The 20552-nt window shown below is 70.7% G+C and carries 12 protein-coding genes and 1 pseudogene; 8 read left to right on the top strand and 5 right to left on the bottom strand.

Features of this window, described 5'->3' with window-relative positions; translation table 11 throughout:
- Positions 1-158 precede the first annotated feature (158 nt).
- Positions 159-938 carry a maleylpyruvate isomerase family mycothiol-dependent enzyme gene (locus tag ACFU97_RS24940; protein WP_384260325.1) on the bottom strand — a complete coding sequence of 260 codons (780 nt, stop codon included), beginning with the start codon at positions 936-938 and terminating at the stop codon, positions 159-161.
- A gap of 445 nt (positions 939-1383) precedes the next feature.
- Here ACFU97_RS24940 and ACFU97_RS24935 point away from each other — a divergent pair.
- The 5 genes and pseudogenes from ACFU97_RS24935 to ACFU97_RS24915 all read left to right on the top strand — a co-directional run.
- Positions 1384-2259, top strand: a pseudogene (locus tag ACFU97_RS24935) (chitinase); the annotation flags it as partial.
- A 78-nt stretch (positions 2260-2337) separates the two neighbouring features.
- Positions 2338-4107: a coagulation factor 5/8 type domain-containing protein gene (locus ACFU97_RS24930; protein ID WP_384260322.1), complete on the top strand. Its 1770-nt coding sequence runs from the start codon at positions 2338-2340 to the stop codon at positions 4105-4107.
- 66 nt (positions 4108-4173) lie between these two features.
- Positions 4174-5448 (top strand): ThuA domain-containing protein, encoded by a 1275-nt coding sequence (locus ACFU97_RS24925; protein WP_384260320.1) that lies wholly within the window; start codon positions 4174-4176, stop codon positions 5446-5448.
- Between the two features lie 160 nt (positions 5449-5608).
- Positions 5609-8023 (top strand): GH92 family glycosyl hydrolase, encoded by a 2415-nt coding sequence (locus tag ACFU97_RS24920; RefSeq protein ID WP_384260316.1) that lies wholly within the window; start codon positions 5609-5611, stop codon positions 8021-8023.
- A gap of 72 nt (positions 8024-8095) precedes the next feature.
- Positions 8096-9826, top strand: a complete 1731-nt coding sequence (locus ACFU97_RS24915; protein ID WP_384260314.1) for a dolichyl-phosphate-mannose--protein mannosyltransferase — start codon at positions 8096-8098, stop codon at positions 9824-9826.
- Positions 9827-9850: 24 nt separating this feature from the next.
- On the opposite strand, the gene ACFU97_RS24910 is transcribed toward ACFU97_RS24915, so the two are convergent.
- Positions 9851-10483, bottom strand: coding sequence for a GNAT family N-acetyltransferase (locus tag ACFU97_RS24910; RefSeq protein ID WP_384260312.1), 633 nt, complete (start codon positions 10481-10483; stop codon positions 9851-9853).
- 150 nt (positions 10484-10633) lie between these two features.
- Complete coding sequence (locus ACFU97_RS24905; protein WP_384260309.1) at positions 10634-13552, bottom strand: glycoside hydrolase family 48 protein; 2919 nt, start codon at positions 13550-13552, stop codon at positions 10634-10636.
- A 275-nt stretch (positions 13553-13827) separates the two neighbouring features.
- Here ACFU97_RS24905 and ACFU97_RS24900 point away from each other — a divergent pair, with 275 nt between their 5' ends.
- Complete coding sequence (locus tag ACFU97_RS24900; protein ID WP_384260307.1) at positions 13828-15303, top strand: cellulase family glycosylhydrolase; 1476 nt, start codon at positions 13828-13830, stop codon at positions 15301-15303.
- Between the two features lie 28 nt (positions 15304-15331).
- Entirely contained in the window at positions 15332-17050 is a 1719-nt protein-coding gene (locus ACFU97_RS24895) for a glycoside hydrolase family 6 protein (protein ID WP_384260305.1), read from the top strand.
- 82 nt (positions 17051-17132) lie between these two features.
- On the opposite strand, the gene ACFU97_RS24890 is transcribed toward ACFU97_RS24895, so the two are convergent.
- Positions 17133-17909 carry a phytanoyl-CoA dioxygenase family protein gene (locus ACFU97_RS24890; RefSeq protein WP_384260303.1) on the bottom strand — a complete coding sequence of 259 codons (777 nt, stop codon included), beginning with the start codon at positions 17907-17909 and terminating at the stop codon, positions 17133-17135.
- A gap of 137 nt (positions 17910-18046) precedes the next feature.
- Here ACFU97_RS24890 and ACFU97_RS24885 point away from each other — a divergent pair, with 137 nt between their 5' ends.
- Positions 18047-18967 carry a class I SAM-dependent methyltransferase gene (locus ACFU97_RS24885; protein ID WP_384260301.1) on the top strand — a complete coding sequence of 307 codons (921 nt, stop codon included), beginning with the start codon at positions 18047-18049 and terminating at the stop codon, positions 18965-18967.
- A 15-nt stretch (positions 18968-18982) separates the two neighbouring features.
- Here ACFU97_RS24885 and ACFU97_RS24880 read toward each other — a convergent pair whose 3' ends face one another.
- Positions 18983-20476 (bottom strand): hypothetical protein, encoded by a 1494-nt coding sequence (locus tag ACFU97_RS24880; RefSeq protein WP_384260299.1) that lies wholly within the window; start codon positions 20474-20476, stop codon positions 18983-18985.
- Between the last annotated feature and the right edge of the window lie 76 nt (positions 20477-20552).

Raw genomic sequence — 20552 nt, 5'->3', positions numbered from 1 at the left:
CGGATCACGGTGGTCAGGCATGAAAATCCCTCGCTCCATACGGACGGCGGCCCGCGCGTGTTCAACCGCCCCACAGATTCATGGAGACCTCTCACGAATTCATACGAACCTCTGAGTAAGCGCGTGCACGCGCACACCGCCGCGCCGGTGCCGGGAGGTCACGCCTCCAGCCAGAACCCGGTCCGGTTCAGCCACAGTTCGAGCAGGTCAGCGTTACCGTGCATCTCGACGCCGGTCACGGGCCGCCGGTAGAGCAGCAGGAGAAGGTCCGTCACCGGCCCGCGCACCGTCACCGCGGCCTCCTGCGGTTCCGTGCTCCATGTCGGGCGGTCGTCGGTGAGGTCGACGAACCAGCGGCCGGTTCCCGGTGCTTCGAAATGGAGGGTGCGGCCGGGGCCGAGGAGGGCGGGGGCGGCCGGGGCCGGTTCGTACGCCTCGGGGACCGTGGAGAAGTCCAGCCACTCCTCCACCGCGTCGAGCGCGAGGTCGCCGTCGAGGGTGAAGGGCGCACCGGTCGCGAGGGCCGCGTCCGCGCGGTGGACCACGGTCTCGTGGGTCATTCTGCGCGCCCAGAACAGGACCGTGGAGCGCTCGTGGGCCGGTGTCCAGACCCGCGTGCCGCCTCCGGCGGCGCGCAGGGTGGCACCGAGTTCCGCGGCGCCCTCGCCGAGCCAGTCGACGAGCGCGTCGCCGTTCAGGTGGGCGAAGACGGACGGGTCGTCGACGGGGTCGCCCGGGACGGGTTCGGCGGCCCGCTTCCGTACGATCTCCTCCGCCCAGCGGTGGTCTCCTCCCACGTGCCGCAGCAGCCGGGCGACGTCCCAGCCGGGGCAGGTGGGCACCGGGGTGGCCGTGTCCGCACCCCGGATCTGCCGTGTGAGCAGGCCGGTCTGGTCGACGATCGCGCGGCAGTAGTCGTCGAAGGTCAGTGAAGTCACGCGTACATCCTGTCAGTCGGCCCGGCGCCGACCCTCGGACATCGCGTCGCTGCACACCCCCGCTACTTCTTGAACTCCCCCCGCCGCCTCATGCCTGCCCCATACGACACGTGTCACGTGAGCCGCACCGGCGGCTTCAACACCTGCATGCCTCAACTCCGCCCATCGGATACGTGCTTCATCTCTTGACGTGTCTGGTTCAGACCTTTAGGTTCCCGGACACGCAGCTTCACAGACACGCCCAAGGTTCAGCCACATGAACGGCCTTGGGTCGCACCCCCCACCGTCCGCTGCTGCCGAAAGGCTGTGACCCCCACACATGAGCACTCAACCCCGCACCCGGGCCGCCGCGTTGGGCGGCGGCCTCGCCATAGCCCTGATCGCCGTCTCCGCCGCGACCATGTCCGCCTCGCCCGCGGGAGCCGCCTCGCCCGCCGGAGCCGCCGCGTCCGCCCCGATGGCCGTGGCGCCGTACCTCTACAACGGCTGGGGCAACCCGCCCGACCCCACCGCGATCACCAACGCCACCGGCGTCAAGTGGTTCACCCTCGCCTTCGTCCTCAGCAACGGGAACTGCAACCCGCAGTGGGACGGCAGCCGTCCGCTCACCGGCGGCGTCGACCAGAAGACCGTCAACACCGTGCGCGGCAACGGCGGTGACGTCATCCCCTCCTTCGGCGGCTACAGCGGGAACAAGCTGGAGAGCTCCTGCTCCAGCGCGAGCGCGCTCGCGGGCGCGTACCAGAAGGTCATCGACGCCTACAAGCTGAAGGCCATCGACATCGACATCGAGGCCGACGCCTACAGCAGCCCCACCGTCCAGCAGCGCACGGTCGACGCGCTGAAGACCGTCAAGTCGAAGAACCCGGGCCTGAAGACCTACGTCACCATCGGCACCGACAAGACCGGCCCGGACACCAGCCTGATCAAGCGGGCCGCCTCCTCGGGGCTGACCGTCGACGCGTGGGCCATCATGCCGTTCGACTTCGGCGGCGCCGGCCAGAACATGGGCAACCTCACCAAGCAGGCCGCCGAGGGCCTGAAGAACGCCCTCAAGAGCGCCTACGGCTACAGCGACGACCAAGCCTACCGCGACATGGGCATCTCGTCGATGAACGGCATCACCGACAACAACGAGACCGTCACCGTCAACGACTTCAAGACCATCCTCGCCTACGCCCAGCAGCACCACCTGGCCCGTCTGACGTTCTGGTCCGCCAACCGCGACCGCCCCTGCAGCGGAGGCCCCGCCGACAGCTGCTCCGGCGTCGGCCAGTCCAACTGGGACTACACCCGCGTCTTCTCGCAGTACACCGGCTGAACTCGCCTACGGGCGTCCCGCGTTGCCACGCCGGGACGCCCCCCCGGTTGCCACCCCCCACACCCAAGAGAGTCAGCCGTGTTCCGAACCGGAAAACACGCCGGCATCCGCCGTCCGCGGATTCTGCCGGCCGCCCTCGTCCTCGCCGCCACCGGCTCCGGTGCCGCCGTGGTCCTGCCGCACCTCACGCAGGGCGCCCATGCCGCGGCGGCCGATCCCGACCTGGGCCCGAACGTCACCGTCTTCGACCCGTCGACCCCGGCCGGCACCATCCAGAACAGCCTGAACAGCACCTTCGAGCAGCAGGAGAAGAACCAGTTCGGCAGCGCCCGCAAGGCGTTCCTCTTCAAGCCCGGCACCTACGCCGCCGACGCCAACGTGGGCTTCTACACCCAGGTCGCGGGCCTCGGCCTGTCCCCCGACGACGTGAACATCAAGGGTGCGGTGCACGCCGAGGCGGACTGGTTCCAGGGCAACGCCACGCAGAACTTCTGGCGTTCGGCCGAGAACCTCTCGGTCACCCCGTCCTCCGGCACGGACCGCTGGGCGGTCTCCCAGGCGGCGCCGTACCGGCGTATGCATCTGCGCGGCAACCTCGCGCTGGACGACGGCGGTTGGTCCAGCGGCGGCTACCTCGCCGACACGAGGGTGGACGGCCAGGTCCGGTCGGGCTCCCAGCAGCAGTGGCTGACCCGCAACGCGCAACTCGGCAGCTGGACCGGTTCCAACTGGAACATGGTCTTCGTCGGCAGCCAGGGCGTCCCCGCGAACAGCTTCCCCAAGCCGCCGTACACCACGGTCGACAAGAGCCCCGTCACCCGTGAGAAGCCGTTCCTGTACGTCGACGGATCCGGCGCCTGGAAGGCGTTCGTGCCCGCGGCACGCACCAACTCCGCCGGTGTCAGCTGGAGTTCGGGCACGCCCGCGGGGACCTCGCTGCCGCTGTCCGACTTCTTCATCGTCAAGCCGGGCGCGACCGCGGCCCAGATGAACGACGCGCTCGCGGCGGGCAAGCACCTGCTGATCACGCCAGGTGTCTACCACCTCGACCAGACCCTGAAGGTCACCCGGCCCGACACGGTCGTTCTTGGCCTCGGGCTCGCCACGCTCGTCCCCGACCACGGCATCACCGCCATGACGGTCGCCGACGTGAGCGGCGTCCAGCTCGCCGGCCTGCTCATCGACGCCGGTACCGCCAACTCGAAGCAGGTGCTGGAGATGGGCCCGAGCGGGTCGTCGGCGGACCACTCCGCCGATCCCAGCTCGCTGCACGACGTGTTCTTCCGCGTCGGCGGCGCGGGCGTCGGCAAGGCCACCACCAGCCTGACGGTCAACAGCGACGACGTCATCGGCGACCACCTGTGGATCTGGCGCGCCGACCACGGCGACGGCGTCGGCTGGAACACCAACACCGCGGACACCGGACTCGTCGTCAACGGCGACGACGTGACGATGTACGGCCTGTTCGTCGAGCACTTCCAGAAGTACCAGACCGTCTGGAACGGCAACGGTGGGCGCACGTACTTCTACCAGAACGAGATGCCCTACGACCCGCCGAACCAGGCGGCCTGGACGAACGGCTCCACGCAGGGCTACGCCGCCTACAAGGTCGCCGCCTCCGTCACCAGCCACCAGGTCTACGGCTTCGGCAGCTACTGCTACTTCAGCACGAACCCGGGCGTGACGGCCGAGCACGCCATCGAGGCCCCGGGCAGCCCGAACGTCCGCTTCAGCGACATGGTGACCGTCTCCCTCGGCGGCACGGGCACCATCCGCCACGTCGTCAACGACCGCGGTGGACCGTCCAACGCGTCCACCAACGTGGCGAACCTCGTCAGTTACCCCTGACCGGACCCGACAGTCACCCCTGACCGGACCCGACCCGGACCTGGCCCCAAGAGGAGGCATCCCGCGATGCACGCCATAAGATCCGGCACTCTCCGCATCCTCGCACTGCTGGCGATCCTGCTGACGGCGCTGTCGGTGCCCCGCGCCCACGCGGCGGCCCAGCCGTTCAAGGTGCTCGCCCTCTACAACGGCACCTACGACGCGGCGCACATCAGCTTCGTCCACGAGGCCAACCAGTGGTTCCCGCAGCAGGCCGCGCAGAACGGCTTCACCTACACGGCCAGCAACAACTGGGACCTGCTCGCCAACGGCGGCGTCAACGGCTACCAAGTCGTCCTGTTCCTGGACGACTTGCCGCAGACCGCCGCGCAACGCACCGGATTCGAGAACTACATGCGCGGCGGCGGCGCCTGGATGGGCTTCCACGTCTCCGCCTTCACCACGGACGCGCAGAGCTGGAGCTGGTACCACAACCAGTTTCTCGGCAGCGGCAACTTCGTCTCCAACACCTGGGGTCCGACCACCGCCGTCCTGAAGGTCGAGGACCACACCAACTCCGCGACCAAGAACCTGCCGGACACGTTCACCTCGTCCGTCAGCGAGTGGTACAGCTGGTCGAACGACCTGCGCAAGAACCCCGACATCAAGATCCTCGCCTCCGTCGACCCGAGCAGCTTCCCGCTCGGCACCGACCCGAACCAGAGCTGGTACAGCGGCTACTACCCGATCCTGTGGACCAACACGAAGTACCGCATGCTGTATGCCAACTTCGGCCACAACGCGATGGACTACGCCACCAACACCACCTTGTCGTCGACCTTCGCCAGCGCGACCCAGAACCGCTTCCTGCTGGACGGGCTGAAGTGGCTGGGCGGTGCGGACACCGGCCAGCCGCCGTCCGACTCGATCTCGGAGACCGCCTGGTACACGGTGCGCAACACCGGCAACGGCACCTGTGTCGACGCCAAGGCGGCCGCGACCGCCAACGGCACGGCGATCCAGCAGTACGCCTGCAACGGCACCACCGCGCAGCAGTACCAGTTCCGCACCACCGACAGCGGCTACGTCCGCGTCTCCGCGCGCGGCAACGCGCAGCAGGTCCTCGACGTCACCGACCGCTCCACGGCGGACAACGCGCCGGTCCAGCTCTGGTCGTACTCGGGCGGTCAGAACCAGCAGTGGCAGCCGGTGCGGGAGGCGGCCGGCCGCTACCACTTCGTCGCACGGCACAGCGGCAGGTGCCTGACCGCGGCCGCGGCGGCGACCGACGGCGTCCAGCTCACCCAGCGCTCCTGTGACGGCTCGGCCGCACAGAGCTTCCAGCTCACCGCAGAGAGCTAGCGCCTGCCGGACGCCGCACGGCAGGGCACCACCACCGTTCACCCCTCCTTCATCACACCGACCCGACGGGCGCTCCCCTTTCATCCGACGGACTCATAACCTGGCGCCGGCCCGGAACTCCCTCCGGGCCGACGTCCCGTCATCGAAAGGCGATCCACGCATGCGCCTTCAACGGCTGCGCGCAGCAAGACGATTCGGTGCGCGAACCGCGGCTGTGCTCCTGACCACGGCCGTGGCCCTGAGCGTTCCGTTCCCGTCCGCGGGGGCCGACGCCGCAGAGCGCCCCTCCTCGCTCGTCGACCCGCTGATCGGCTCCTCGGGCGGCGGCAACACCTATCCCGGTGCCACCCTCCCGTACGGGATGATCGCCTGGTCGCCGACCAGCACCACCGGCGACCAGACGAGCACCGGAGCGGCCAACGGCTACGAGTACAACGCCACCCGCATCCGCGGTCTGAGCCTGACCCACGTCAACGGCGCAGGCTGCAATCCCGGCGCGGCGGGGGACGTACCGATCATGCCGTTCGTGGGCGACGTGACGTCCTCGCCGTCCGCGGACACCAAGGACGCCGTGTACGCGGCGAACTTCTCGCACGCCGACGAGAAGGCGGCACCCGGCCGCTACACCCTGGGCCTCGCCTCGGGCGCGAAGGCCGACCTCGCCGTCAGCAGGCGCGCGGGTGCCGCCGACTTCACCTTCCCGAGCGACCGGCCGGCCAATCTGCTCTTCCGCGTCTCCAACTCCCTGAACGGCAGCGAGGACGCGCACGTCGACATCGACGCCGCGCACCGCAAGGTGACCGGCTGGGTGCTCACCGGCGCCTTCTGCGGCCGCCGCGCCAACGGCGGCGTCAACAACCGCAAGAGCTACTACAGGCTGTACTTCAGCGCTTCCTTCGACCGCGCCTTCTCCTCTACCGGAACCTGGAAGGACGGCACCGTCTCCCCCGGCGCGACGTCCGCCTCCGGCGGCGAGGGCTATGCGACGGGAGCGGACCGGGCCGGCCGCGGCTCCGGCGGCTGGGTCGGCTTCGACACGAGCGCCGACAACGATGTCCACATGCGGATCGGCATCTCCTACGTCAGCCGGCAGGGCGCCGAGGCCAACCTGCGCGAGGAGATCCCCGCGCACGCGAGCGTCGGGCAGGTCGCCGAGGCGGGCGCCCGGGCCTGGGACCGCGAACTGGACGTGGTGCGGGTGCGGGGAGGCAGCGCCGCCCGCCGCCAGACCTTCTACACCGCGCTCTACCACGCCCTCATGCAGCCGAACCTGATCAGCGACACCGACGGCCGCTACTGGGGCATGGACCAGGCCGTCCACCGCCTCGCGCGCGGGCAGCGCGCCCAGTACAGCAACTTCTCGGGCTGGGACCAGTACCGGGCCCAGATCCAGCTGCTCGCCCTGCTGAAGCCCACGGTGGCGGGCGACTTCGCCCAGTCGCTCTACAACTTCGCGCGGCAGAACGGCGGAGTGTGGGACCGCTGGGTGCACATCAGCGGCGCCACCCACGTCATGACCGGCGACCCGTCGGCGGCGACGCTGGCCACCTTCTACGCCATGGGCGTGCGCAACTTCGACTACCGGGGCGCCTTCGACTCCCTGGTCCGCCAGGCCACCGTGCCCCACCCCGACGGCCTCTCGGACGCCGGCTGCCCCGGCCAGTGCGTCGGCCAACGGCCCAACCTCGCCCAGTACTTGAGCTCCCACTACGCCGCCCAGGACGTGTGCCACTGCTGGGGCGGGGCCGCCGAGACCCTGGAGGACGCCGTCGCCGACTCCGCGCTCGCCCGGTGGGCGAAGCTCCTCGGCCGGGACACCGAGGCGAAGGTCTTCACCGAGCGGGGCGCCTACTGGCGCAACGTGTTCAACCCCGGCACCGGCTACGTCCAGGCACGCAAGGCCGACGGTTCGTGGGTGACACCGTTCAGCCCGGGCAGCGACCTCGGCTTCGCGCAGGGCACGAGCGCGACGTACACCTGGATGGTGCCGCAGGACGTGCAGGGCCTGGCGGACGCGATGGGCGGCCGTGCCGCGGCGGCCACCCGCCTCGACGGCTTCTTCCACAAGCCCGACGGCTCCTGGTCGGTGCGCGGCGGCGACGCACTGCGCTACGACCCCACCAACGAGCCCGGAATCCACGCCCCTTGGCTCTACAACGCCCTGGGGCAGCCCTGGAAGACGCAGGCGACCGTGCGGCAGATCGTCGACACCGTCTACGGCACGGGCCCCTCCGGCCTGCCCGGCAACGACGACCTCGGCACCATGTCCGCCTGGTACGTCTTCTCCGCGCTCGGCGTCTATCCGCAGACACCGGGCACGGCGCGACTCCTGCTGGGCGCCCCGGTCTTCCCGTCCGCGGTGATCGACCGGCCCGGCCGCAAGGACGTCGTGATCACCGCGCCGGACGCCGACGACACGCACCTCTACGTCGACGCCGTACGCCTCGACGGCCGGCCTCTGGAGCAGTCGTGGACCGGGCCCGGCCTGACGCTCTCCGGCGGGCGGCTCGACATCCGGCTCGCGCAGCAACCGGACACCGGGTGGGCGACCGACCCCGGCACGCTGCCCGAGTAGCGGACGCCACCGGCGCGGCCCCGATGCCCGGGGCCGCGCCCGGCCCGTACGGGCGTTCCCTACGATGACCCGGTGACGAGTGACACCCCCACCCGGTCCGGCGTCGACGCGGGCGCCCGCACGGCGGTCCGGCCCGGCCCCGCTCCCTGGGCGCAGCGACTGCGCCGGTTCGGCGGCACAGCGGCGCCCCGGACCGACACCCGGGCCCGCCTGGTCCCGCCCTTCCCCGAACCGGACACGCGACTGTGGGAATGGCTGGGCCTCGGGCCCCGGCCGGCCCGGCGCCTCGCCCGGGCCACCGGCTGGCTGGGACCGCTGCTCGTCGCCGTGATCGCGGGCGCGCTGCGCCTCTGGCACCTCGGCAGCCCGCGGGCGGTCGTCTTCGACGAGACGTTCTACGCCAAGGACTCCTGGTCGATGCTGCGGCTCGGCTACGAGGGCACCTGGCCGGACCGCAAGGTCGCCGACCCGCAGATCCTGGCGCACCCTCAGGTGATCCCCCTCTCGGACGCCGGCAGCTTCGTCGCGCATCCGCCCATGGGCAAGTGGGTGATCGCCGTGGGAGAGGGCCTGTTCGGGCTGGACCCGTTCGGCTGGCGGTTCATGACGGCGCTGCTCGGCACGCTGTCCGTGCTCATGCTGTGCCGAATAGGGCGCCGCCTGTTCCGCTCGACGCTGCTGGGCTGCCTGGCCGGCGCGCTGCTCGCGGTTGACGGCCTGCACTTCGTGATGAGCCGCACCGCGCTGCTCGACCTCGTGGTCATGTTCTTCGTGCTGGCGGCGTTCGGCTGTCTGCTCGTCGACCGGGACAGGGCACGGGCCCGGCTGGCGGCCGCCCTGCCCGTCGACGAGGACGGCTTCGCGCGCCCCGACGCCCACACCGGCGACCACGCCGGAACGGGCCCGCGCCCGTGGCGCCTCACGGCCGGCGTCCTGCTCGGGCTGGCCGCCGCGAGCAAGTGGAACGGCCTGTACGTCCTCGTCTTCTTCACGGCCCTGACCGTCCTGTGGGACGTCGGCTCCCGGCGCGTGGCCGGCGCCCACAGCCCCTACCGCGCGGTGCTGCGCAAGGACGCCGCCTGGTCGGTGCTGTCCATGGTCCCGGTGGCCGTCCTGACGTACCTGGCGACCTGGACCGGCTGGTTCCTGTCCGACAAGGGCTACGACCGCCACTGGGCGGACGGGCGCGGCGGCACCTGGTCCTGGATCCCGGCACCGCTGCGCAGCCTGTGGCACTACGAGCACGCCGTCTACCAGTTCAACGTCGGCCTGCACACCCCGCACCGCTACCAGTCCAACCCCTGGAGCTGGCTGGTCCAGGGGCGGCCCGTGGCGTTCTACTACGAGTCGCCGAGGCCCGGGCAGGAGGGCTGCCACGCCGCCGCCGGCTGCTCGCAGGAGATCCTGGGCCTGGGCACCCCGCTGCTGTGGTGGGCGGGCTGCGCCGCGCTCGTCTACCTGCTGTTCAGGTGGGCACTGCGCCGCGACTGGCGCGCGGGCGCCGTGCTGTGCGCGGTCGGCGCGGGATACCTCCCCTGGTTCAACTACCAGGACCGCACGATCTTCTCCTTCTACGCCGTCGTGTTCGTGCCGTTCCTGTGCCTCGCCGTGGCCATGATGGTGGGCGCGCTGCTCGGGCCGCCCGGGGCTGACGAGCGGCGGCGGCTGGTCGGCGCGGTGAGCGCGGGCGTGCTGGTGCTGCTGATCGCCTGGAACTTCATCTACTTCTTCCCGCTCTACACCGGGCAGACGATCCCGTACGCCGACTGGCACGCGCGGATGTGGCTGGACACCTGGATCTGACGCGGGAGTTGACGGGCCCGGCCGTCACAACGTCTCCAACTCCCCTGTGGTACGGCCGAGATAGGTGACCGGGCCGGGGTCCGGCACGTCGATCTCCCGGAAGCCCAGCCGGTCGTAGAACGCCCGGGCCGGGATGTTGGCCGTGACCATGCACAGGTGCACGGCGGGGACGCCCTGTCCGTGCAGGGCCGCGAGGAAGGTCCGCATCAGCGCACGCCCGTACCCGCGCCCCTGCCAGGGGGGCAACAGGTCGATGTGCAGATGGGCCGGATAGGCGGTCACCTCGGGGACGATCATCCGCTCGGGGTGGTGCAGCAGCGCGATCATCGCCTCGTCCGGGGTCCGTGGCTCGCCGGCCGGCTCGGGGTAGCGGTCGGCGACGAGCGGCAGCCACTTCTCCCGGAAGGCGTCGACGAAGCGGGGCGTGTCGGCGGTCCCGAGGACGTACCCGACGGCCTGCCCCTGCCCGTCGTCCAGCACGAAGGCCAACTCCGGTTCCAGATGGGCGTACGGCGCCGCGAAGTTCACCGGGAAGATGGTGGGGTCCGCGTAGAAGGGCCGGCTGTCCTGGCCGTTGTGGGCGGTGCGGATGCAGATGTCATCGAGGGCGTCGCGGTCGTCGGGACGGTAGGGGCGGATGGCGGGAGTCGTCGTCATCGCAGCATCCTGCCTCGCTTGGGAGCGCTCCCACAAGGAGCGTGGGGGGGGAGGGGGGGGGGTGGGGGGTGCCTTTGGGGGGGGGGTGCCCCCCCGGCCGTGGGCCCCGACGTCAGGTGCCGGGGCCGTGTACGCGGAGCGCCGGCGGGGCTATTCCAGAAGCTCCGCGTACGAGCCCATGGCCAGGGCGATGTCCGCCTGGGCCCAGAACCGGTGGTACGTGAACGAGGGCGCCGCCCCGCCCGCCAGATACGCCTGGATCTTCGACCAGGCCGGGTCGTTCTTGTAGAAGGACCTGAGCGAGGCGAACGTCGACGAGGAGTTGATCGCGTCGCCGTTCGGCATCGTGCCGCCGAAGCCGCTCGGGACGTACACGCCGTCGTCGAACCGGTTGTAGTCGGCGCGGGTCTCCGGGACGGCGATCCCCAGGCCGTCCTGGTAGTGGTCCCACATGCCGTCCAGCAGCGCCTTGGCGGTCGTCTTCGCCTGTGTGTCACCGGACCTGGCGGCGTAGTACGTCAGCGTCTTGGCGTACGCCGCCGCCACGCCGACGTCGTTGGTGTAGTCGGCGACGGTGACGTGAAGTCCGGTGTTGGCACCGGGACTTGACGCGTTCCAGGTGTCGGGCCGGCCCGACCACTGGAGCGTGGAGGGGATCAGGTAGGTGCCGTCCGGGTTGATCGTGGTCCTGGACAGCGCCCAGTCGACCCACTTGTCGAGGATCGCCTTGGCGGCAGCGTTCCCCGTCTGCTGGTAGTACTCGGCGACCCGTTCCATCGACCACGCCTGGAAGCCGAACCACTGGTTGGACGGCGGGTCGTGGTAGACGGGCTGCTGGTCGTAGTACATGCCGTAGAAGGTCGGCGTACCGGCCGGCGGGGTCGCGTAGCGGCCCGCCCAGCTGTTGGTCGCGCCGCCCGCGATGGCGCCCTCGTCCGACTGCAGCCAGCGGTAGAACTCCAGCTGCCGGGTGAGCGAGGTGCTCCAGTCGGAGGCCCCCGTCGAGGACTTGGGCTTCAGATCGGCGTACGAGCTCAGCGCGTACGCGGCGAGCGGGTTCTGGTAGCCGCCGTGGACGTGGCTGGAGCCGATGCGCCAGGCCCAGCCCGCGGCGGTGTCGGTCGCGCCGCCCCAGGCGTAGTACCAGGACAGCAGGTAGTGCGAGGCGTCCTTGCCGGTGCCGGCCGCACAGGCCGACGGCCCCACGCAGTTGCCGATCTTCTTGAAGTACTTGTCGTACATCGCGTAGCGCAGGTAGTCGCCCATCTTCGCGGCCTTGCCGACGGTCGCGGAGACGTCACCGCCCTTGCCCTGCTGCTTGGCCCACACGTCGGCCCAGTACGCGGCCTGCACGGCGCGCGCGTCGGCGTCCGGGGCATCCGTGTACTTCCACTGCCTGGCGTAGGACGAGTCGCCGGTGAACAGGTCCAGGTACCCGTTCGTGCCGCCGTACTTGAAGGCGTCGCAGGTCGGCTGCGGCACCGTCTCCCACACCGACTCCTGCGCACCGCGCTGGAAGGTGTTGATGTACGACGGGCCGTCCGCCGCAGGGCCGCCCTCGCAGGTGCCGCCGGGGGAGTCGCCGTAGCCGTAGACGTTGTCGACGTCCTGCAGCCAGTGCATGCCGTAGACGTCGTCCGTGCCGTACGCGCTCTTCAGCTCGCCCGCGATCGGGTCGGGGCCGACGGAGACCGACGTGTCGAGCTTCGCCGGGTACTCGTTCGGGGTGTCGAGCTCGGGCGCGTAGGTGGCCGGTTTCGAGGCGTTGTAGAAGGAGTTGGTCGGCTGGTCGGCGTGGGTGGGGATCATGTACTTCTCCATGAGGGCCCACGCGCCGTTGAACTTGGACCAGTCACCGGTGACCTTGCCGTACATGGCCTGCAGCCAGAGAAGGTAGCTGTAGGCCTCCGACGTGGTCTCATGACCCTGGTCCGGGGCCTCCACGATCAGCGTCTCGACCGAGTGGTAGGGAATGCCCTCGGGCGAGAAGTAGCCGTTCGCCGGGTCGGTGATCTTCCCGTAGAGATCCAGGAAGCGGGCGTCGTACGCCTTCGAGGCCGCCAGCTCGGTCACGGTGACGGTGGCCTTGCTGTGGCCCGCCGCCGTCGACTCGAAGGACGCCGAGCCGGTGCCGGAGGAGTCCGCGGTGACGGTCACCGTCTGCGCGGTGCTCCAGTTGGCGGGTGTGAAGGTGAGCGTCGCGCCGCCGGTGACCGACAGGCCGGTGGTACCGCTCGCGCGGGCCGTCGTCACCGTCACGTTCGCGGACGGCTGCGTCGACAGCTTCACCGCGTACGTGCCCGACCTGCCCTGCTGGACGCCCAGTTGGGTGGGCGAGGCGACCACCGCGGGACCCGAGGCGATCGTGATGCCCACCGGCGTCGAGTCCGCCGAGGCGCCCAGGCTGTCGTACGCCTTCGCCACCAGGGAATGGCCGCCCACGGTCAAGCCGGTGGCCGAGAACGTGTACGGCGCGCTGGTGTCCGTGCCCAGCAGGGTCGTGTCGTCGTAGAACTCGACCTTGCTGACGGTGGCGTTGTCGGCCGCCACGGCGGTGGCCGCGAGCGGCACCGCCTCGCCCTGCGAGTACACCGCGCCCGAGGTGGGGCTGGTCAGCACGGTGACCGGCGGCTGATGGGCGCCGGCGCAGGTGGTGCCGTTGACCGCGAAGGATGCCGGGGCGGTGTTGGCGCCGCTGTAGGTGAACTGCGCACCGGTGGAGACGGCGGCACCCGCGGCGATCTTCGCGTTGTAGCCGGCGTCCTGCACGCTGATCGACTGGCCGGACTGGGACCAGGTGCCGTTCCAGCCGTTGGTGAGCTTCTGGTTGCCGCCGTAGGCGTACGTCAGCGTCCAGCCGTCGATGGCGTCCGTGCCGCGGTTGGTGAGGGTCAGGTCCGCGGTGAAGCCGGAGCCCCAGTCGTTCGTCCTGTAGTCGACACTGCACTGGAGTGCGGCCGCGTGAGCGGGAGTCGGACCGCTGCCGAGCATGGTCAGCGGAAGTGCCAGGGCCGCCACGACAGCGGTCCAGAGCCGCCGCACGGCTCTGCGTCTCCTTCTGGGGTGCATGTGCTGGTTCCTCCTTGCGGCTCGGAGACGTGGGGGCGGAGCAACAAGCCTTGAACCAGTGGGAGCGCTCCCATAGTGGGGAAGGGGGTGGGAGCGGTCAAGGTGCTTGAAGAGTCGAAAAGATTCGACAGGGCCGAGTTGAGGGAAAGTCAGCGAACTTTCGTAACTCCCCTGTCCTTCGCCGTCACTTGGCGCTAGCTTCGAAGGCACCAGTGGGAGCGATTCCATCAGTCGACGCGTCCGTCACGGCGCGCCCGAGCTGCAAGGAGTCGCTCATGCGACACCTCCCGCGTTCAGTACTTTTAGCCGTCGCCGGAGCGGTCGGACTTGTCGGGTCCATGACCATTCCGGTCGTCACGGCGCAGGGAGCCGCGCCCGCCTGCTCGGTGGAGTACTCCGTCACCGGGCAGTGGGACACCGGCTTCCAAGGTGCCGTCAAGGTCACCAACAACACCGCCGCCATGAGCAGTTGGAGCCTCAGCTTCGACTTCGGAGGCGGCCGGAAAGTCACCCAGGGCTGGAACGCCAAGTGGTCCCAGTCCGGCACGACGGTGACCGCGGCGAACGAGAGCTACAACGGCTCGCTCGCCACCGGCGCGAGCGTCAGCGCCGGGTTCCTCGCCTCCTGGCCGGGGTCGGGGAGCAACGCCGCACCGACGTCGTTCAAGCTCAACGGGACGACGTGCAACGTGGATTCCGAGCCCACGCCGCCGCCCACCGACCCGCCCGCGAGCACCTCGGCACCCGCCCTGCACGTCGCGGGCAGCAAGCTCGTGGACGCCGGCGGCGCCACGCGCCGGCTGCTCGGCGTCAACCGCTCCGGCGGCGAGTTCATGTGCGTCCAGGGCCGCGGCATCTTCGACGGGCCGGTCGACGACGCCGCGATCCAGGCGATCGCCGACTGGAAGGCCAACGTGGTCCGCATCCCGCTCAACGAGGAGTGCTGGCTGGGGCTTTCCAACATCCCGTCGCAGTACGGCGGCGCCGGCTACATCGGCGCGGTCAAGGATCTGGTGGCCCGCGTCGAGGCGCACGGCATGACGCCGATCGTCGAACTGCACTGGACCTACGGGCAGTACACCGGCAACTCGTCGGGCTGCTCCGACATCCACGCCACCTGCCAGAAGCCGATGCCGGACGCGCAGTACACGCCGTCGTTCTGGTCGTCGGTGGCGAACACCTTCAAAGCCGACCAGGCGGTCGTGTTCGACCTGTTCAACGAGCCGTACCCGGACCGGGCGACGTCCAGCGCCACCGACGCCTGGAAGTGCTGGAGGGACGGCGGCAGCTGCCCCGGCATCGGCTACGAGGTGGCCGGAATGCAGGACATCGTCGACGCGGTGCGCGGCACCGGCGCGAAGAACGTCGTCATGGCCGGCGGTCTCGCGTACTCCAACGACCTGAGCCAGTGGCTGACGTACCGGCCCAGCGATCCGGCCGGCAATCTCGTCGCCGCCTACCACGTCTACAACTTCAACACCTGCTCGAACGAGAACTGCTGGAACTCCACGCTGGCCCCCGTCGCGGCCCAAGTGCCGCTGGTGGCAGGGGAGATCGGGGAGAACACCTGCGCGCACTCCTTCGTCGACCAGGTCATGAAGTGGTTCGACGACCGAGGTCTCTCCTACCTCGGCTGGACCTGGAACACCTGGGACTGCTCCTCCGGTCCCTCGCTCATCTCCGGTTACGACGGAACCCCCACGTCGTACGGCGTCGGGCTGCGCGACCACCTGCGTGCCCTGAACGGATGATCCTCTACAGGACAGGAAACCCGCACTCATGAGCCGTACCAGAACAGCGTTACTCACCAGTCTGGCGCTGATCGCCGCGTCCGCCGGGACGGCGGTGGCCGTCGTCCCCTCGGACACCGCGCTCGCCGCCGCGCCCTGCACGGTGGACTACACGGTGCAGAACCAGTGGGACACCGGCTTCACCGCCGCCGTGACGGTCACCAACAACAGCTCCGCCAAGAGCAGTTGGGCGGTGAAGTGGTCGTACGCCGGAAACCAGAAGGTCACCAGCGGCTGGAACGCGAAGATCACCCAGAGCGGCACCGCCGTCACCGCGGCCAACGAGACCTACAACGCCACGCTGGGCGCGGGCGGTTCGGTGAGCTTCGGCTTCAACGGCAGCTACAGCGGGACCAACGCCGTGCCGGCCACCTTCACGCTCGACGGCGTGACCTGCAACGTCGACTCCACCGATCCGACCGATCCCACGGACCCGACCGATCCGTCCGGACCGGGCGCCAAGGTCGACAACCCCTACAGCGGCGCCAAGGTGTACGTGAACCCCGAGTGGTCCGCGAAGGCCGCCGCCGAGCCGGGCGGCAGCCGTGTCTCCAACCAGCCCACCGGCGTCTGGCTCGACCGCATCGCCGCGATCGACGGCGTGAACGGCGGCATGGGCCTGCGCGACCACCTCGACGCGGCCCTGCAGCAGAAGGGCAGCGGCGAGGAGGTCGTCCAGCTGGTCGTCTACGACCTGCCGGGACGTGACTGCGCGGCCCTCGCCTCCAACGGCGAACTCGGCCCGACGGAGATCGACAAGTACAAGACGCAGTTCATCGACCCGATCGCGGCGATCCTGTCCGACAGCAAGTACAGCTCGCTCAGGATCGTCACCACCATCGAGATCGACTCGCTGCCCAACCTGGTCACCAACACCGGCGGCCGGGCGACGGCGACCCCGCAGTGCGACACCATGCTCGCCAACGGCAACTACGTGAAGGGCGTCGGCTACGCGCTCGCCAAGCTCGGCGCGATCCCCAACGTCTACAACTACATCGACGCCGGCCACCACGGCTGGCTCGGCTGGGACGACAACTTCGCCCCCTCGGCCACCCTCTTCCACCAGGCGGCCACCAGCGAGGGCGCGACCGTCGACGACGTGCAGGGCTTCATCACCAACACGGCGAACTACAGCGCCCTGAAGGAGAACAACTTCACCGTCAACGACACGGTGAACGGCACGACCGTGCGCCAGTCCAAGTGGGTCGACTGGAACCGGTACGTCGACGAGCTGTCGTACGCGCAGGCCTTCCGCACCCAACTGGTGTCGGCCGGCTTCAACTCCTCCATCGGCATGCTGATCGACACGTCCAGGAACGGCTGGGGCGGCAGTGCCCGGCCCACCGGACCGGGCGCCACGACCAGCGTGGACACCTATGTCGACGGCGGCCGCTACGACCGCCGGATCCACATCGGCAACTGGTGCAACCAGTCCGGAGCCGGCCTCGGCGAGCGCCCGCAGGCCGCACCGGCGGCCGGGATCGACGCCTACGTGTGGATGAAGCCGCCGGGTGAGTCCGACGGCTCCAGCACCGCCATCGCCAACGACGAGGGCAAGGGCTTCGACCGGATGTGCGACCCGACGTACACGGGCAACGCCCGCAACGGCAACAGCATGTCGGGCGCGCTGGCGAACGCTCCGCTGTCGGGGCACTGGTTCTCGGCGCAGTTCCAGCAGTTGATGACGAACGCGTACCCGCCGCTGTAGGACGCCGGTTGCGCTGAGACGGCGACTGCGGGCCGTTTGCGGCTGGTCGCGCAGTTCCCCGCGCTCCTGAGGTACGCCGGGGTCACCCCTCGTGGGCCAGGCCCCGGCGGATCGCGAACTCCACCGCCGAGTAGTCGCCGTCGGTGCGCTCCAGCTCGTACGGGACCGCCGGCATCAGCGGTGGCTGGGCCATGAAGCGAGGGCGGCTGCCGTGATGCGGCTGGGCCGCGTGCACGAGGAAGGGGTGGCACAGGTAGACGTCGCCTGGCCGGCCGGTGGCGTGGGCGAGGGGCCGGTCGGCGGACGCCTCTACGATCTGCGGGGCGACCTCCAGCATCGATACGCCCTCCTCGCCGTACGGCTCCAGGATGGGCGGCACGTCGAGGTGCGAGCCGATCCGGATACGGGTGGGCGCGTCCTCGTCGGTCACCTCCGAGAAGAGGAAGAGCATCAGCAGCGCGCGGTCGCGCGAGCGCAGATTGGTGTGGTACCAGCGGGTCTCCACGCCGTCCGGGAGATAGCTGCCCTCGATGTGCCAGCCGGCGTCGTCCGGCTCGTCGTGGTGCGGGAACCGCAGCGGGAAGCTGCCGAGCGAGTAGCGCGGCATCCAGCGGCCCTCGCCGACGATCAGGTCGAACGCCTCGTGCAGGACGGGGGAGTTGGCGGCCGCGGCGAACGGTCCCTGCGCCATGCCGCCGACCCAGACCACCGGGTCCTTCCACGTGGCGGAGTCCTCGGGGTCGTATCCCGTCTCCTGCCACAGCAGCCGTGCGCAGTCCTCGGCGACGCGCGGCGGGAACGCCCCCTCGATCTTGACGAATCCGTCCTGAAGGAACCTCTCCACCATCGTGTCGTCCATCGTGTCATCGTCGGGGACCCGCCCGGCGTCGCGCACCCCGTTTTCCCGCGCCACTTTTTGCTGCCGCGGCAACAGTGCTTGCCGTCGCCAGGGGCGTCGGCGCACCCTGGCCGGACGCGGACGAGAGGCTGACCACCATGGCGCACGGACACCACGAAGGACACCACGAGGGCCACGGCGGCCAAGGGGCCCCCGGAGGGCATCACCACGACCACACCGACGTCGACTGGGCCGAGATGGCCCCGATGCTGGAGTCGCAGGCGGAGCTGTTCGCGCCCCTGTACGAGCGGGCGCTGGCCTGGCTCACCGACAAGCAGACCGAGCCGGGGCTGATCGTGGACGCGGGCAGCGGGCCGGGTGTGGTCGCAGGTCTGCTCGCCGAGGCGTTCCCGGGGGCGCGCGTCGTCGCGGTCGACAGCTCCGAGCCGCTTCTCGAACGGGCCCGCGCACGGGCCGACCGGCTCGGCGTCGGCGACCGCTTCGACACGATCACCGGTGAACTCCCGGGTGTACTGGAAGAGTTGGACTACCCGGCCGATCTGATCTGGGCCAGCCGCAGCCTGCACCACCTCGGCGACCAGCGGGCCGCGCTCGCCGCCTTCGCCGACCGGCTCGCACCCGGCGGCACCCTCGCGATCCTGGAGGGCGGACTGCCCTCGCGGTTCCTGCCGCGCGACATCGGCATCGGCCGCCCCGGCCTGCAGGCGCGTCTCGACGTCCTGGAGGAGGAGTGGTTCGCCGAGATGCGCGCGAGCCTGCCCGGCTCGGTCGCCGAGACCGAGGACTGGGACGCCCTGATGACCGCCGCGGGCCTCAAGCCCACCGGCACCCGCACCTTCATGCTCGACCTGCCCGCCCCGGCCAGGGACCGGGCCCGCGCCTACGTCGCCGCCTTCCTCACCCGCCTGCGTGACGGCTTCGGCGACCACCTCGACGCCACGGACCGCGCCACCCTCGACCGCCTCCTCGACCCCGACGACAGGGCGAGCGTCCACCACCGCCCCGACGTGTTCGTGCTGGCGGCGCACACGGTGCACACGGCGGTCCACGCGATGTGAGGCGGCGGGACCGGCTCAACAGCGTCCGCGACGTGCGTACACCGTGACCCGCGCGCCCAGCACCTGCCGGGTCCCGCACTCCACGAAGTAGCGCGCCAGGACGCGCCGCTTGACGATCTCCTGCGGGGTCCGGTCCACGGGCCGCCCCGCCGGGTCGCGCAGGGCCACCACGCGCCGTGACGCGAGGAGGCGGGCGCGGATCACCGGGACCGCGAGCTCCGTGCCGTACAGCGTGCGGGAGGCGGACGGGGTGCGGTCCAGCGCCAGGTCGCGCAGGGCGCGGAAGGGCGCCGGGTCGGGGAGCGACCACACCCGGCGACGGGAGGGCAGATAGAGGACGCCGTCCGCGCCGTGGCCCGCCGTGCGGACGGCGGTGGCGATGGCGGTGACGTCGTCGGTGCGGCCGGCCGGCGTGCGCAGGGTGAGCGTCACCGGCAGCAGCGCGAGCAGGGACGCCGCGGCGGCCAGGACCGCCGTCGTGCGGATGCGGCCGCCCGCGAGCAGCAGCCGGTCGAGCGCCGCACCCAGCAGCAGTGCGGTGCCGGCCTGGGCGTAGAGGACGTAGCGGTCCACGTAGAGCGGCTTGGCCAGGGAGAGCAGCAGAAGCAGCAGCGGGGGGAGCAGGAGGAGGGGAAGCGCCAGGGCGGGCAGCTCCCTGCTGCCCGAGCGCCTGAGCAGCACCGCGCAGCCGATGCCCAGGGCGGCCACTCCGCCGAAGCCCGCGAGAGCGCCGGCGCCGACCCCGCCGATCCATGCCACCTGGTCGGACTGGCGCATGCTGAGCGCCGTGAGCGGGGCCAGGCAGGCGCAGACCGCGATCAGCACGCGCGCTCCTCTACGGCGGGTGCGTCCCGGCAGCGCGACGACGTGCGCCACGAGGGCCAGCACGGCGAACTCGTGCAGCACACAGGCCGTCAGCGCCACGGCGCCGTAGGCGGTCCAGGCCCCACGCGTACCGCTGCGGACCGCGCGCACGAGCAGATACGTCGCCCAGACGACGAGCGCGCACACCAGCGCGTACGAGCGTCCCTCCTGCGCGTAGCGCTGCACGGGAGGCAGCCACGCGAAGACGGCTCCCGCCGTCAGGCCGGCGCGCGGGCCGGCCAGACGGTGTCCCAGCAGCGCCACCGTCCCGGCCGCCGCGGCGGCCGCCGCCACCGAGGGCAGACGGAGCACGAGCAGCGGGTCGCGGCCGCCGCAGATCCCGAACAGGCCGTGCATCAGCAGGTAGTAGAGACCGTGCACGGCGTCCGCGTGGCCCAGCGTCGCCCACAGGTCCGGCAGCGGCCGCCGCGCCATGTCGTAGGTCACCGCCTCGTCCCGCCACATGCTGCCGCCGCGCCGTACGCCCCACAGGCCGAGCGCCAGTGAGAGGAGCGCCGGGAGGAGAACGGTGCGGGCCGGCGGGGCGGCGGGCGGGTCCGCCGGACCTGTCGGCGGGCGGGTCCGGCGGGGCGCCTGGGCGAGGGCAACGATGGCGGGCTCCGGTGCGTCGTGATGGGTGTGCACCGACGAGTCCAGAGGCCAGGGCGTTGTTGGGCAGCCCCGTTCCGGGCCGCCCAACAATTCCGCGGGGCCTCGTCCA

It is taken from the genome of Streptomyces sp. NPDC057616 (genome assembly GCF_042800575.1).
GTDB lineage: Bacteria > Actinomycetota > Actinomycetes > Streptomycetales > Streptomycetaceae > Streptomyces.
The sequence above is the reverse complement of the archived record's forward strand: the minus strand, read 5'-3'. Positions and strand labels throughout refer to the sequence as shown.